The sequence below is a fragment of the Flagellimonas lutaonensis genome (assembly GCF_000963865.1).
Classification (GTDB): domain Bacteria; phylum Bacteroidota; class Bacteroidia; order Flavobacteriales; family Flavobacteriaceae; genus Flagellimonas_A; species Flagellimonas_A lutaonensis.
This window is the reverse complement of sequence record NZ_CP011071.1, coordinates 287,610-302,499: the sequence shown is the minus strand read 5'-3', so window position 1 is coordinate 302,499 and position 14,890 is coordinate 287,610. Positions and strand designations below refer to the sequence as shown.

Annotated in this window: 10 protein-coding genes; all 10 read right to left on the bottom strand. The window is 46.3% G+C overall.

The features are described 5' to 3' along the window. Positions 1-15 precede the first annotated feature (15 nt). Positions 16-1,713, bottom strand: a complete 1,698-nt coding sequence (locus VC82_RS01390) for an OstA-like protein (RefSeq protein WP_052699082.1) — start codon at positions 1,711-1,713, stop codon at positions 16-18. 171 nt (positions 1,714-1,884) lie between these two features. After that, on the bottom strand, positions 1,885-3,336 hold the full coding sequence (locus VC82_RS01385; protein ID WP_045800795.1) for a Gfo/Idh/MocA family protein: 1,452 nt from the start codon (positions 3,334-3,336) through the stop codon (positions 1,885-1,887). A gap of 72 nt (positions 3,337-3,408) precedes the next feature. Continuing rightward, positions 3,409-4,677 (bottom strand): adenylosuccinate synthase, encoded by a 1,269-nt coding sequence (locus tag VC82_RS01380; RefSeq protein WP_045800794.1) that lies wholly within the window; start codon positions 4,675-4,677, stop codon positions 3,409-3,411. Between the two features lie 12 nt (positions 4,678-4,689). Beyond that, positions 4,690-5,148 (bottom strand): Fur family transcriptional regulator, encoded by a 459-nt coding sequence (locus VC82_RS01375; protein ID WP_045800793.1) that lies wholly within the window; start codon positions 5,146-5,148, stop codon positions 4,690-4,692. A gap of 37 nt (positions 5,149-5,185) precedes the next feature. Further along, complete coding sequence (locus VC82_RS01370; protein WP_045800792.1) at positions 5,186-7,390, bottom strand: RelA/SpoT family protein; 2,205 nt, start codon at positions 7,388-7,390, stop codon at positions 5,186-5,188. A 44-nt stretch (positions 7,391-7,434) separates the two neighbouring features. After that, the gene (locus VC82_RS01365) at positions 7,435-8,667 is read right to left on the bottom strand and encodes a M48 family metallopeptidase (protein ID WP_045800791.1); all 1,233 of its coding nucleotides are present in this window, start codon (positions 8,665-8,667) and stop codon (positions 7,435-7,437) included. Between the two features lie 5 nt (positions 8,668-8,672). Beyond that, the gene (locus VC82_RS01360) at positions 8,673-9,467 is read right to left on the bottom strand and encodes a TrmH family RNA methyltransferase (protein ID WP_045803159.1); all 795 of its coding nucleotides are present in this window, start codon (positions 9,465-9,467) and stop codon (positions 8,673-8,675) included. Between the two features lie 231 nt (positions 9,468-9,698). Then, positions 9,699-10,487: a hypothetical protein gene (locus tag VC82_RS01355; protein WP_045800790.1), complete on the bottom strand. Its 789-nt coding sequence runs from the start codon at positions 10,485-10,487 to the stop codon at positions 9,699-9,701. A 119-nt stretch (positions 10,488-10,606) separates the two neighbouring features. Then, a complete protein-coding gene (locus tag VC82_RS01350) occupies positions 10,607-11,890 on the bottom strand; it encodes an amidohydrolase family protein (protein ID WP_045800789.1) in 1,284 nt (427 codons plus the stop codon). Between the two features lie 11 nt (positions 11,891-11,901). Beyond that, positions 11,902-14,850 carry an amidohydrolase family protein gene (locus VC82_RS01345; RefSeq protein ID WP_045800788.1) on the bottom strand — a complete coding sequence of 983 codons (2,949 nt, stop codon included), beginning with the start codon at positions 14,848-14,850 and terminating at the stop codon, positions 11,902-11,904. Positions 14,851-14,890 lie beyond the last annotated feature (40 nt).

Sequence of the window (14,890 nt, the reverse complement as noted above, 5' to 3'; positions counted from 1 at the left end):
CCACTAAGGTACCGTTTACTCTTTACGGCCGACTTTTTTCAGAGCAGGCCGTTTGGGTTTGATGGCTTTGGAATTTGGATTTTGATCATTGGAATTTGTAGGAAGCTCGGGCAGACCACTACGTTCCCGTTCCTCTGCATCTATGTCGATCAGGTTGTCTATACCACGTATTTTAACCAGCTCGATGTTGTTGTCATCTTCATCAAAAATGTCATCCTTTGAACGGATCCGTTCTTCACCGCGCCAAACAAAACCATCCAGTTTTTGAATCTGCTGTGCCCAGTCTTCTTCGGGAAAAATGGTGCCATCGGGGTTCACATAAAAAGTGATGTCTTCAATATCACTGTTCTCCATCAACATCCTGATACGGCTACAGGTGGTCTTGTTGATGCCGATCAATTCGTCATCGTCGTTGTACATGTAATAAATGACCTCGGTATTTTTTATCAAGTCAATGATTTTCAGTTCATTGTCGATGAATTTCCCCAATAGATTAATGCCCTTGGCCTGGTTGTATCCTGTTTTTCCGATGGTATCCAACGAGATGATAAAGGCATTGTTGATCACCTTCAAAGAATCAAGTTTATCGGTTTCAAGGTCAGATATCAGATGGATGCTGTCACCGGTCATCTGGTTTTCAACATTCCACAGAATGGGCCGGCCGATAAGTTGGGTCACACCAGTTTTTTCTTCGGAATGGATACTGTCGCACTTTCCGCTCAAATCGGTTTTGTAAAACTTTGCATTGCGAAAGGCCCTCAAGATCCTTGCTTCGGGTTTGCCGGTGATCATCAGGGTATCGCCATGCACATACAGCGAATCTTGGTCTTTTTCGACCAAACCGATAGAAACTGCCCTTTTTGTTGCAAAAACGGAGTCATTGGCCTTAAAAACCTCTGCATAATGGGCCTTTAGAACACCCTTATTGATGGTATCGGTAACCTTGATATTGTTTGTGGCAGAGGCAAACTCCCTTACTTTGTCAAAATATACACTGTCGCCCTCAATGATGCGATTGTTGTAGTGGATGGTGGTGTTTTTGACACCATAGCCTTGTTCTCGCCTGGTATCATAAAAACCTCGTTCACAGTAAATCTCATAGTCTTTGCCGGTAACGGTCGAGGGGCCGTACATATAGGCGTTTTTTGAGATACGGTAATAATCTAGCTGTTCTGAATCGATGGTATAATCGGGATTTTCAATGTGTACACTATCGCGAAACTGAACCTTTTTCAGTTCCATGAAGTAGGTGCCGATTTTGCTGGTCAGTACATTGACAGAATCGACCACCTTGCCCCCCGAGTTGTAGAACGACTGTTGTTTTTCACGGTTAAAATATAGGGTGTCGGTGGTCAGGGTCATTTGTCCGTCGGTGAGGTCAACATTATCCCAGGCACGGGCCAGTTTGGTGTTGCCGTTGTAATCAAGTTTGCCACTGTTCATCTCAATGGAGTCTCCCTGCTGGAGCCGCACATTGCCAATGGCCTTCAGCCTATTTTCAGCAGAATAGAAGATGGCGATATCGCACCACAGATCGGCCCCTTGGTGTTCAAACTGTACTTGGCGCTGATCGTCTTTACTGAAGATAGAGGCTCCGGGAAACTGTTCTTCATCCTTGGTGAAATTGGCACCATAGACGATGTTGATCTGGCGGCCTTGAACGGTATCTTGCACCTGTACACCTTCTTGTGCCGATAGGTTGCCCAGAAGCAGTATGGCCAATATGTTTAACAAGATTCGGTACAATCGCTGAAATTTGCCCCAAAACTAGCACTTTTTGGCTGACCCGCTCAAAGATTAGGATAGATTTATAGCAGAGCAGGCCCGTTGTGCCCTATGCCTATTGAACTGAAGTTTGTTGCAGGCAGCTACCGTCGCCAACAATCAAAACTCGCGATAGGTGGCTAGCAGGAACTCGTTTGCTTCCTGCTCATCAAATTGGGCGGTTTTGCTGTTCCAGTGTAGGGTTTGGTTTGGAAAACGGCCAGCAATAACACCCAATAGGATGGTTTCGGTCAACCTAGCGGCGTATTCAAAGGGTGCGGTACACTCACCTTTACCCAAACAGGCATCCACAAACTGGTGGTAGTGCTTGGGCCCCTCTGAAGCATAGTTGCGAATGGGTTTGCCCATATTGTGGGCCTTTTCCACAGCCGCTATTTCCTTGGAAATATCAACATATTCACCATCGACTATTTTCATGGGCAATTCCATAAAATGGGGCAATAGCAAGCGGCCTTTTTCACCGATGAACATGGCGCCCTGTTCTGGCAGTTTTCCTTTACCGGTTGCTTTGGTCTCCAACGATATTTTGTCCTTCACGCTCTGGTCATCTTGGCTTGCTTCGCCTGAAGCCTGCCTATCGGTCTCAGCTCCGGGCAATATCAAATCTTCGTGCCTATCGGGTGCCCCGGGGCCATCGTACCAAACCCATTTTAAGGTATCGGCCGTGTATGCTGTGCCAGGAAACTCGTAGGTGACCACATTGTTCTCTGGATAGCCAAAACCATTGGGCTCCCTACATTCATTTTTTATGGTCTTTGGTACGTCTAGGTTGAGGGCGTTGTACGGCGTATCAAAAATGTGTACGCCCATATCTCCCAAGGTTCCGCAGCCATAATCGACCAATTTTCGCCAATTTCCGGGGTGGTAGAAGCCCTCTTTGTAGGGCCGTTCTTTCGAGGTGCCCAACCAAAGGTTCCAATCCAACGTCTCGGGCACGGGGTCACTGCCGGTTGGTGGTGGCCCATCATATCCCCAGTTTTTTGGCGACCAGGCCCTAACGGTATGTACTTTTCCGATAATGCCCGATTGGATCAAAAGGGTGGCCAATTTGTAATCGTAGAAAGAGTGTACCTGAATGCCCATTTGGGTGACCAACCCCTTTTCAGCGGCCAGTTTTTTCATGGCCCTCGCCTCAGAGACGTAATGCGTCAGCGGTTTTTGGCAGTACACGGGTTTGTTCAGGTTCATGGCCATCATCGCGGCGGGCGTATGGGTATGGTCGGGAGTGGACACTATTACGGCATCTATATCAATCGACATTTGCCCAAGCATAACCCGATAGTCAGAAAAAGTCTTTGCCTTGGGGTGCAGTTTATGCGCTTTGGCCAAATTATTCGAATCGACATCGCAGAGTGCCACCACATCGACCTTGGGGTGGGAGGAAATGTCGCGTAGATCTTCGAACCCCATATTGCCCACACCTATGTGCGCGGTTCGCAATCGTTCGTTCGCGCCCAAATGCTTCAGAATACTTGGGGCCAAAGCAGCGCCTATAACGCCAAGTCCGCTTTTCTTTACAAAGTCTCTTCGGGAAGTGTCGGTTAATGCCATGTCTGTCTGTTTCGATTCTTCCAAATCTAAGGATAAAATCGATAACAACCCTGTACCCTATAGAAGTGTTCCCTATCTGTAAATGGTCTGTAACCTATCGGGCCCGACCGAAACAATTTTTATGGGTACATGTAACGCTTTCTCCAAGAAGTCGATGTAGTCGTTCAGGGCAGGCGGCAGTTCGCCAGCCTTGGTCAACTTGGTCAGGTCTTTGCTCCACCCCTTCAGTTCGGTATAGATCGGGGTCACGTTATCACTCTCGATATTGTAGGGTAGGTGCTGCACGGTGCCGCCCTTGTATTTATAGCCTGTACATACCTTGATGGTCTTGAAACCGCTGAGCACATCGGCCTTCATCATCATCAGTTCAGTAACGCCGTTGATCTGTACCGCATATTTAAGGGCTACCAGGTCAAGCCAGCCACAACGTCTGGGCCGACCGGTAGTGGCGCCAAATTCGTTGCCCACACGGCCCATGGTCTCACCATCTTTATCGAACAGCTCGGTGGGGAAGGGGCCACTGCCCACACGGGTGGTATAGGCCTTAAAGATACCGAGCACCCTGCCGATTTTACCGGGTGCCACGCCCAGGCCGGTACACGCACCTGCGGCGGTGGTGTTCGAAGAAGTTACATAGGGGTAGGTGCCAAAATCGATATCGAGCAACGAGCCTTGCGCTCCTTCGGCCAGAATCTTTTTTCCTTCGGCCATTGCAGCGAACATATATTGCTCACTGTCGATAAACTGCAATTCTTTGAGGGTATTGATCCCCTCGATGAACTCTTCTTCGAGCTCTTTGAGGTCGTACTGTATGTCAACATCATAGAACCCGATCATGGCCTCGTGCTTGTTGGCCAGATTGCGGTATTTTTCCTTCCAGTTATCAAATTCGAGATCGCCTACGCGCAAACCGTTCCTTCCTGTTTTGTCCATATAGGTAGGGCCGATGCCCTTTAGCGTCGAACCGATTTTTGCCTTGCCCTTGGCAGCCTCCGATGCGGCATCCAATAGGCGATGCGTGGGCAATATCAAATGGGCCTTTCGCGAGATCAGTAGACGTGATATAATATCGATGTTGAACTTAGCGAGGTTGTCGAGTTCTTTTTTGAAGATTACCGGGTCTATGACCACCCCGTTACCGACTACGTTTATGGCGTTTTCATGGAAAATTCCCGAGGGAATGGTATGCAGCACATGTTTGAAGCCATCAAACTCCAACGTGTGGCCTGCGTTGGGTCCGCCCTGAAATCGGGCGATGATATCGTAATTTTTGGTGAGTACATCAACGATTTTTCCTTTTCCTTCGTCCCCCCACTGGAGGCCGAGCAATAAATCTACCATGAAATACGTGGGTTATTCGGTTAGGTTTTTTTCTTCTTTTTTTCGGGTTCCGTAGAAATAGAGGGAATGGTTGTTTATCTCAATGTCAAAGACCTCTTCAATGGTCTTTTTGATAGATTGAATGCGCGGGTCACAAAATTCGATGACCTCGCCCGTATCGGTCAAAATGACATGATCGTGTTGCCGGTCAAAATATGACTTTTCGTATTGCGCTTGGTTTTTGCCAAATTGGTGTTTGCGCACCAATTTGCACTCGAGCAACAATTCAATGGTATTATAAAGGGTGGCCCGGCTGACGCGGTAATTTTTGGTTTTCATTTTGATGTAGAGCGACTCAACATCAAAGTGGTCATCGCTATTGTAGATTTCTTGCAGAATGGCATATCGCTCGGGCGTTTTGCGATGGCCATTTTCTTCGAGAAAGGTCGTGAAGACGTTTTTTACAATCTCTTGGTTCTTAGCGTTCCCCATTATTTTTTCTACTGAACGACAAAGTTACAGTTAAAAATTAAATTCTGGTCACCTTATCGATTCCCTCAATCTGTTTTAGGTTGGTTACCAATCGCTTTAGGATTGAATTGTTCTTTACCACAACGGTAATGGTACCACTAAAGGTACCGCCATCGGTACTAAAGTTGAGGTTTCTCATATTAACGTTCAGATCATCAGAGATTACCTTGGTAATTTCATTGACCAATCCGAGGTTGTCGATACCCGTAAGCCTGATTTCTGACGTAAATTCTTCTTGGGTAGAGTCGATCCATTTGGCGCTTATGATACGATAGGCATAGTTAGACTGTAGGGCGATGGCATTTGGGCAGTTCTTTTTGTGCACCTTTATACCATCATTAACACTTATAAACCCGAAAACATCATCGCCAGGTATGGGGTTACAGCATTTCGACAACTTGTAGCTAAGCTTTTCTTCCTCACTGCCAAAGACCAATAGGTCGTACTTAGAGGTAATCTCTTCTTTGTCGACATCTTCGGGTATGGGTGTCTTTCGAATTTTGTTCCTGAAGAAATTGATGAAGGTATTGTTGTAAGAAGAGGCAAAATCTTTGATGGCCTGGTTGTCTATGGAGCCGATACCTACACGATAGAACAGGTCTAGGCTCGTCTTCAATTTGAAATGCACCACCATTTTGTTGACCACATCTTCGTTGAGGGTAATTTTTTGTGATTTGAGCTTTCTTCTTAAAATTTCCTTGCCTTCTTCTCCTATCTGCTTCTTTTCTTCTTTGAGCGAAGACCGGATTTTGGCCCGGGCCCTTGCTGTATTGGCATAGTTCAACCAGTTTTGGGTGGGTTTGGCCGTTTCTGAGGTGATTATCTCTACTTGGTCGCCACTTTTGAGCTCGGTGTTGAGCGGTACCAATTTACCATTTACCCGTGCCCCTCTGGTTTTCATGCCCACCTCGGTATGTATGCTAAAGGCAAAGTCTAGCGGGGTAGCCCCCTTTGGCAGTGATTTTAATTCGCCTTTTGGGGTAAAGACAAAGATCTCTTTAGAGTAGAGGTTCAGTTTAAATTCTTCCACAAAATCAACCGCATTGCCATTGGCGCTCTCAAGGGCTTCTTGAAGACGGTTAAGCCAGCCCTCAATGCCCATTTCTTTTTGATCGCCATGCTTGTACTTGAAATGGGCGGCATAGCCTTTTTCAGCAATCTCGTGCATGCGCTCACTGCGAATCTGCACTTCTACCCATTTGCCACTTGGTCCCATGACGGTAATGTGCAGGGCTTCATAACCGGTTGATTTGGGTGAGGTGATCCAATCGCGCAACCGAACGGGGTTGGGGGTGAAATGGTCGGTGACAATGGAATAAATTTTCCAGGCCAAAAACTTTTCGTTCTGGCGGTCTGATTTGTAAATAATGCGGATGGCAAACTTATCATAGATCTCATCAAAGCCCACATTCTGGGCCTTCATCTTTCTACGGATGGAGTAGATGGACTTCATGCGCCCCTTGATCTCATAGTTCAGGCCTTCTTTGTCGAGCGACTCTTTGATGATGTTCGAAAAGTTGTCGATATAGGCCTGCTGCTCTTCTTCCGTTTCCTCAATCTTGCTGCGTATGTCGTTGTAGACATCGGGCTCGGTGTACTTTAGGCTTAAATCTTCTAGGTGTGTTTTTATGTTGTACAACCCAATTCGGTGAGCTAGGGGAGCGTAGATATAGAGCGTCTCAGAGGCCATTTTAACCTGTTTGTCCTCCGACATCGCATCAAGGGTCAGCATATTGTGGTAACGGTCGGCGATCTTGATGATGATGACACGTACATCGTCGTGAAGGGTCAGCAGCATCTTTCTGAAATTCTCCGCCTGCTGGCTTATATCCTTATCTTTTTTCAGGTGCGCTATCTTGGTAAGGCCGTCCACAATTCGGGCCACCGTTTCGCCGAACATGCGTTCTATGTCATCAAGGGTGTAAGCGGTGTCTTCCACCACATCGTGCAGTAGGGCAGAAGCAATCGAGACGGCATCGAGGCCAATTTCAGAGGCCACTATTTTGGCCACAGCTATGGGGTGAAAAATATAGGCCTCACCAGACTTTCGACGTTGGTCTTTATGGGCATCCACAGCCACGTCAAAGGCAGAGCGTATCAGCTTCTTGTCCTCTTTTGACAAGGTCTGGTAGCTTATACGGAGCAACTCTTTATATTGCTTCGCAATTTCTTTGTTTTCCTTTTCTATGGCCTCCTGTGTCATTATCAATTAAAATTACGCCAAACTTTAAACTATACCAACAAAAATTATGCCCTGAGGTTGCGGATGCGCTCTTTTAACGGTGGGTGCGAGTAATGTACAAAAACGTATGCGGGGTGTGGATTCAGGTTGCTCAGATTGTTCTTTGAGAGCTTTTTCAATGAAGATACCAACGGGTCGGGCCTAAAGGTCTTTTTGGCAAAATTGTCGGCCTGAAACTCAAACTTGCGAGACAGGTAATTCATCAATAGGCCGGTGACCTGCGAAATAGGGCTGTACAACAGTGCAAAGGCAATCAGCGCTGCATGGTAACTGGGTTGCGAAACCCCTATGGCATACGACATTTCGGGATTGTTTATGAATAGTGAGAGAATGAAAAGGGTCAGTCCCGTAAGTACAATCGAAGATGTGAGGTTGTACACAATGTGATGCCGCTTGTAATGCCCTACCTCATGGGCCAGAACGGCCACAATCTCATCCTCGTCCAAATCATTGATCAGGGTATCGTAGAGGGTTACCCTTTTTTCTTTTCCCAACCCCGTAAAATAGGCGTTGGCCTTGGTAGATCGTTTTGAACCATCTATGACAAAAATGTTCTTGAGTTCAAAGCCCACCTTTTGGGCATAGGCTTCGATGGATTTTTTTAAACTTCCTTCTTCCAAAGGCGTCTGTTTGTTGAAAAGAGGCACGATCAACTTGCTGTAAAAAAGGTTCATGAACAACATCAGCAGGGTCATCAGCAACCAGGCATAGAGCCAAAAGTCATTTCCTGCCTTTTCGATAAACCAAAGGATCAATGCCAGAACCGGCCCGCCGATAAGGGCGGCCAGCAGCCACCCTTTGAGCAGATCGGCAAAAAATAGTTTTTTGGTGGTTTTGTTGAAACCGAAGCGTTCTTCGATGGTAAATGTCTTGTAGTAGCTAAACGGGATAGAGATCAGGCTGTTGGCCAAAAAAATAAAACCGAAAAAGAGAAGGGCCAAGGGTATGGTCTCTTGCGAATACTGGCGTACCAGTTGGTCAATCCACTCAAAACCGCCAAAAACCAGAAACAAAAGGGTCACGGCAAAAGCAAAGGTATCGCTGATGAGCCCGAAGCGATAGTTGGTCTTTTTGTACTGCTGGGCCTTTTTATATTCCTCTTGGTCAAAAACATCCTGCAGCTCTTGGGGGATGGGTTCATCAAATTTTTGGGCATTCAGGTAGTCGAGTATCAGTTCAATCACAAATTGCACCACCAGAATAATGATGATGGCGTAGAAGAGTAAACTTTTATCCATAGATATTAAAATCCGCGCTGTCGCTTTGCCTCAAAGATAAGTATTGCGGCAGATACCGATACGTTCATGCTGTCGATTTCGCCCTGCATCGGTATAATCAGGTTTTGGTCGGAATTGTTTAGCCATGCTTCGGTCAATCCGGTCGATTCGGTGCCGACCACGATGGCTGAGGAACCTCTGAAATCCATTTCTACGTAGTTTTTGGAAGCAGTGAGGGCCGCACAGTAAATTTTGATGTGCCGATCCTTCAAAAAAGCAATGATTTCACCAGAAGTGCCAATGCCCACTTGGGTAGTGAACAGACAGCCCACGCTTGACCTGATGACATTGGGGTTGTACAGGTCTGACTGCAGGTTGGCCACCAGTACTGCATCGATGGCGGCGGCATCGGCGGTACGTAGCAAGGCCCCGAGATTACCAGGTTTTTCAGGACTTTCGGCCACCAAAATCAAAGGATTCTTGTTTTTAAAACGGATTTGCCCCAACGTATGTTCTTTTGCCTTGGCAATGGCCATTACCCCCTGCGTACTGCCCCGATAGGCCAGTTTTTCGTAGATGGATTTGGATACTTGGACTATTGGATAGTTGGATTGTTCGATGGCCAATTCTTCAGAAGCGATTTCAGGACACACCAGCAGCGCTTCGATTTCATAACCACCTTTTAAGGCCAATTGCAATTCTCGCTGCCCTTCGATGACAAAACGCCCTGTTTTCTTCCTGGTCCTTGATTTGTGCAGAAGTGCCGCAACCTCCTTGATAAAAGGATTTTGGGCACTGGTGATGATCTTTGGTTCTGGCATGGGGTAAAAGTAGCCAAAGATTGTGAAATGTTGTTGCCAGGTCAAGGGTTTACAAAAAATGGAAAGAGTGCATGCCACACCAAAGAACTCCTGCCAAAAACAGGCAAGCTGTTCGGTAGCAACAAGTATTGTTAAAAGAAAAAAGGTGGTTTAAGACAAAAACAACATAATCGTTATCTTTGGGAGAATCCCTTAGTGCTTTTCATAGGTCACAATGTTACCGCACGTTTTTTATTTCCAAAATTCATATTCAAAATATCTTGGTACATATCCACCAATACTTTTTAAAAGTCCATTGTCGTAATACTTATAAGTCAGTTGATATTCGTTTAATCGGTCGTTCATAAATTTCGAATAGATGTTAGACTTTATTAGTTGCCCATTCTCGTTAAAAATATTCTTAATCGTCTTGTCATCTTCAAATTTCTCTAAGTCCGTATAGTCCTTGTAAGCAGTTGTGTTTGGAATTCCATTAATGGTGTCCGTCACTTTTTTAAGTTTTGGCTGAAAATAAAATCCATAAAACCTTTTCACGTAAAAGTCCTTGTCGTATTCTTTAGTCTTATGATATATAATTATTGAATCATTTTTCCTTGTTGTTGTAGATTCAAAGGGTTGATAATTATAAGATGTTTCATAGACAAAACTTCCCAAGTTCTTTCTTGAAGAAATTAATTTCCCATTCGGATTGTAATTATAGGTGATTGAGTCTTGTCCAATAGAATCTACTATTCTGGTCAGTAGATTTTGTTCGTCATATTCAAAGAAGTTGATTTTATCAATTGTTTTATGTTTCCGAGTTCTCCGATTGTGCGACGCCCTATATTTTGTCGTGCGTATTCTTCTTCCAGTTCGGTCAAATTCTATAATTTCAGACAAGTCTTTTGGCGAATTCATATAGACAAATATTCTCTTTACTTGTCGGTTGATATAAATACTGTCAGGTTGCCATTTATTTTCAATTTGTCCAAAACTGAATATTGGAATAGAAAGAAAACTTAAAAAAAGAATTCTGTTCATTTTATCCAATTCGATTTTTTCAAATGTGTGGTAACTTGTTTACATGCATAGGTTTGTTGCACTTATACCGCACCTTTTTGGGTGGCTATGCGTATGTTTTTCAATTTCTTCTGTACTTGCTACTCCCCTTCAAACTTACCAGAATACCGTTTCCAAAGTTCGGTCTGGTGGGTCTCTAACGAAAGCTCGCGACCATCGATAAAGGCATGGGTCAACTGGTTGCCCCGCATGTCGAGGGCATCGCCCCCGGCAACAAACAAGGTGGCGCTTTTGCCAACCTCCAAGGTGCCGTAATGGTCATCAATGCCCAAAATCTCGGCGGTGTTACCGGTAATGAGTTGTAGGGCCTTTTCTTTGTCCAAGCCCTGTGCAACTACCTGGCCGGCGTAAAAGGGCAGGTTACGGGTCTGAAAGTTGCTGGCCGTGGCATTTTGCAGTCCGACCAAAAGCCCGGCATCCATTAACAGTTTGGGCAGTTTAAAGGTGTAATCGTAGTCGTCATCTTCAAGAAAGGGCAGTGTATGGGTAAAACGAACTAATACCGCCACATTGTGCTTTTTCAAGAAGTCCGCAATGTTGTTGGCCTGGTAGCCCCCCATGATCACCACTTCTTTGACGCCCGCTTCTTTTGCAGTGGTGACCCCATCCATGATCTCTTTTTCGCCCTGGGCGTAGATATAGAGCTTTTTTGAGCCATCAAAGAGCCCCTGGGAGGCCTCGAAGGCTTGGTTTTTCTCTTTTGGGGTACCCTTGCCATAGGCTGAGGCATTTATCAAAAAGGTACTTACATCTGCCACTTGCTCGGCATATTCTTTATTGGGCTGAAAGCCACGGGGCTCTCCCATCCACCATCGGCCACGTCTAAAGGTTGTGGGCCAGTTGAGGTGAATGCCGTCATCTACCTTTACAGCGGCATCTTCCCAGTTCCAAGCATCGAACTGCACTATGGACGAGGTACCCGATATACGGCCGCCCTTGGGCGTGATCTGGCCGAGCAACACCCCGTTGGGCCGCATGCTCTCGACTACTTGCGACTCGGCATTATAAGCGATCAAACTACGTACATGGGGAATCATGGAGCCAATCTCATCTTGATCGTTGGTGGCCCTTACGGCATTGATTTCAATAAGGCCCAGCGATTTGCCAGGGGCTATAAAACCGGGATAGATGTGTTTGCCGGTGGCATCAATGGTTCTTCCCTTGGGGGAAACACCAGTACTGCCAATGGCGGTGATCTTGCCGTCTTCAAAAACAAGGGTACAATTTTCTATTACCTCCCCATTGCCGATATGGGCGGTGGCTCCGGTGATGGTGATGGCCCCGGTCTGTTCTGGGGCGGGGGTCTGCTGCCCGAATGCGGTGAAACCCCAAAGAACTGTCAATGTTAATATAAATTTTTTCATCCTACTAAAATTTAAAGGGTTTCACATTCAAATCTTTGTTTCTTGTTCTGTCTGGGGCCCTGGGTCTTGCCACCGCCCTCTTTTTCTTGTAGCATCATTTTTACGAGCTTGGCCCGCTCTTTTCTGATGGCCTCACGTTTTTGCCTGTCTTTTTCAAGGTCAAAGTAAACGGCCCCTTCAATCATCGTTTTTTCGGCCTTGGAGTAAACCGACATGGGGTGGCCGCTCCATAATACCAAATCGGCATCCTTGCCTTCTTCGATACTGCCCACGCGGTCGTCGATGTGCAAGAGTTTTGCAGGGTTCAATGTAACGGTTTTCCAAGCCTCGATTTCTGACAATCCACCATATTTGATGGTCTTTGCGGCCTCTTGGTTCAAACGCCTTGACATTTCGGCATCGTCACTGTTTATGGCTACGGTAACCCCCTGTTTTGCCATGATGGCGGCGTTGTAGGGTATGGCATCTTTTACCTCGTATTTGTAGGCCCACCAATCGCTAAAGGTTGAACCGCCCACGCCATGCTCGGCCATTTTGTCGGCTACCTTGTAGCCCTCTAAAATGTGGGTAAAGGTGTTTACCCTAAAACCGAAACGTTCGGCGACTTTCATCAGCATATTGATCTCGCTCTGTACGTACGAGTGGCAACTGATAAAGCGTTCGCCGTTGAGTATTTCGGCCAAAACCTCCAGCTCTTCATCATAGCGGTAGGGTTGGCCACTTTTCTTTTTGGCATCGTATTCTTTGGCACGTTGAAAATAGTTGATAAACACCTGTTCAACACCCATTCGGGTCTGTGGAAACCGGTCAAAACTTTGCCAATTCGATTGTTTCACGTTCTCGCCAAGTGCAAACTTGATGAATTTGGGCATGTTGGGAAAGAGCAGGCCATCGGCATCTTCGCCCCATTTCAACCGTAGGATGGCCGAACGCCCCCCAATGGGGTTCGCCGAACCATGCAATAGTTGTATGGTGGTCACGCCCCCTGCCAAATTACGGTAGATGTCGATGTCTTTTGGATCTACCACATCGGCCATTTTAACCTCTGCTGAAGAATTGTGCCCGGCCTCGTTGATAGCAAGTGCCGCGATATGTGAATGCTCATCGATGATACCGGCCGTAAGGTGCTTTCCGGTGGCATCTATGGTCTTGGCGCCCTCTGGGCTAAGATTGGCGCCCATCTTGGCGATTTTACCATTCTTGACCATTACATCGGTGTTTTCGAGTATCTCGGTGCCCGTCCAAACTGTGGCATTTTTAAAAAGTATGTTTTCAGGTTTTGGTTTTGAATCGTACCCATACCCAATATTTGGATAGGTCACTGACATTAACTCAGGCTTTTCGGCATCCTTTTTCCCTTCTTTTTCCTTTTCCTCGAAAGGGGCGTTCTTATTGGCTGTAAAGAAGGTCTCGGTACCATCGGGCAGTACCAGTTTTCCTTTTAGGTTGTCTGAGTCGGGCGCGGCCATGGCCGTCATCCTATAAATCTTCTCTCCATCATCCTCGGTAAATGAAAACTCGACCCAATTATTTTTATAGTTGATTTTTGATTTTAGCTTGATGGTGTCTTGCTTGATTTCCAATTTGGGTTTGCTGACATCACCGGTTACGGACATTTGATAGGTTTTTCCCCCGGCCATCAGGTTGTATTCACCCCGAATGTCTTTTAGGTCTTTGTCGGTGATTATGTTCTTGGTGCCCTGTACCCAATTCTCATAAAGGGTGGTGGCTTTATCAAAAATATTTCCTGAGGTGATCAAAAAATTGGCCTGACGCCCCACTTGGAGTGACCCAATTTGATCGGATTTTCCTAGAATGGCTGCCGGAACCGTGGTAAGGGCCTCTAAGGCCTTGGTTTCAGACAAGCCATGATTAATGGCTTTCATCAGCATTTTGTTGAAGTCTGATGGTGATTTTAGCCCATGTAGGGTCAATGAAAACTGTACACCATTGTCTTCAAGCACTTTTGGGTTCGACGGGGCCAGGTTCCAATGCCTCATGTCTTTCAATGCCACATATTGGGCTTGATAGGGATTTGAAACGTCGTAGGCCTCCGGAAAATTGATGGGCAATATTAATTTGGCATTGGTGGCCTTAACGGCATTGATATGTTCATATTCGTCGCCACCCCCCAAAATCGCATATTGAATGCCGAATTGGTCTCCGATCTTATCGGCCCGTAGCACGTTGCCATTGGCACCGGCAGCGAATATTTGGGGCAGGTTTCGGTTTTCGATCAAAGCTTCCAGCGAACGATCCTTGCTGTCCACATTGCCTTTGCTGTACCAGTCCATATCATGATAGACTTGGCGCATCAAGGCCGTGGCGCCCATCAGCGAGGTGGGGTACGACTGCCGTTTGGCAACGCTTTTTGAAAACGAGAAGTACTGCGCCGAATCGTCTTCTAGAATACGGTCGGCATCGCTACCGTCGCCATTGAGTGCTATCAAAACCCCTGTACCACGAGCGATACCATCTTGTATATGGCTGTTGACCACGCCAAAGCCCGCCTTTCTGAGCTCTTGGGCCTTTTTATCATCGTACTTGAATTTTTCGACTGCCCGGTTCTCGGGCATCACGTGGTCGTTCCAATAAAAGCCCTCACGGGTGGGCTCGTATTGGGGCGACCGGCCCTGACCGCGGGCTCTTTCAGGTTTTTTTACCCCAAAATCGGAAAAGGCATCTATGAACGAGGGATATATCCATTTGCCATCAATATCTTCTACCACGGTATTGGCAGGAAGTGATACCGAGCGGCCCACTTGCACCACCTTGCCATTTTGGATGAGCAAGGTGCCATTTTCGATAATCTGCGTGGGCGTCACATAGATTTTGGCATTGGTGAACGCCCTATAATTGTTGTTTTTTGATTTTACCCCGTCATTTTTTGGAAAATAATCTTGGGCAAATAAAGAAATGCTGCACCATAGGCAGGCCAGCGCGAGAAGTCTCGTTTTCATATATGCATTTTTGAATTAGTCTGCCTAAAGGTAACCGAAG

What these genes read in the sequence shown, in the direction of transcription:
- VC82_RS01370 (WP_045800792.1), bottom strand. Translation starts at nt 7,390, where the DNA reads ATGACACAGGAGGCCATAGAAAAGGAAAACAAAGAAATTGCGAAGCAA.
- VC82_RS01375 (WP_045800793.1), bottom strand. Translation starts at nt 5,148, where the DNA reads ATGGGGAACGCTAAGAACCAAGAGATTGTAAAAAACGTCTTCACGACC.
- VC82_RS01350 (WP_045800789.1), bottom strand. Translation starts at nt 11,890, where the DNA reads ATGAAAAAATTTATATTAACATTGACAGTTCTTTGGGGTTTCACCGCA.
- VC82_RS01365 (WP_045800791.1), bottom strand. Translation starts at nt 8,667, where the DNA reads ATGGATAAAAGTTTACTCTTCTACGCCATCATCATTATTCTGGTGGTG.
- VC82_RS01380 (WP_045800794.1), bottom strand. Translation starts at nt 4,677, where the DNA reads ATGGTAGATTTATTGCTCGGCCTCCAGTGGGGGGACGAAGGAAAAGGA.
- VC82_RS01360 (WP_045803159.1), bottom strand. Translation starts at nt 9,467, where the DNA reads ATGCCAGAACCAAAGATCATCACCAGTGCCCAAAATCCTTTTATCAAG.
- VC82_RS01345 (WP_045800788.1), bottom strand. Translation starts at nt 14,850, where the DNA reads ATGAAAACGAGACTTCTCGCGCTGGCCTGCCTATGGTGCAGCATTTCT.
- VC82_RS01385 (WP_045800795.1), bottom strand. Translation starts at nt 3,336, where the DNA reads ATGGCATTAACCGACACTTCCCGAAGAGACTTTGTAAAGAAAAGCGGA.
- VC82_RS01355 (WP_045800790.1), bottom strand. Translation starts at nt 10,487, where the DNA reads ATGAACAGAATTCTTTTTTTAAGTTTTCTTTCTATTCCAATATTCAGT.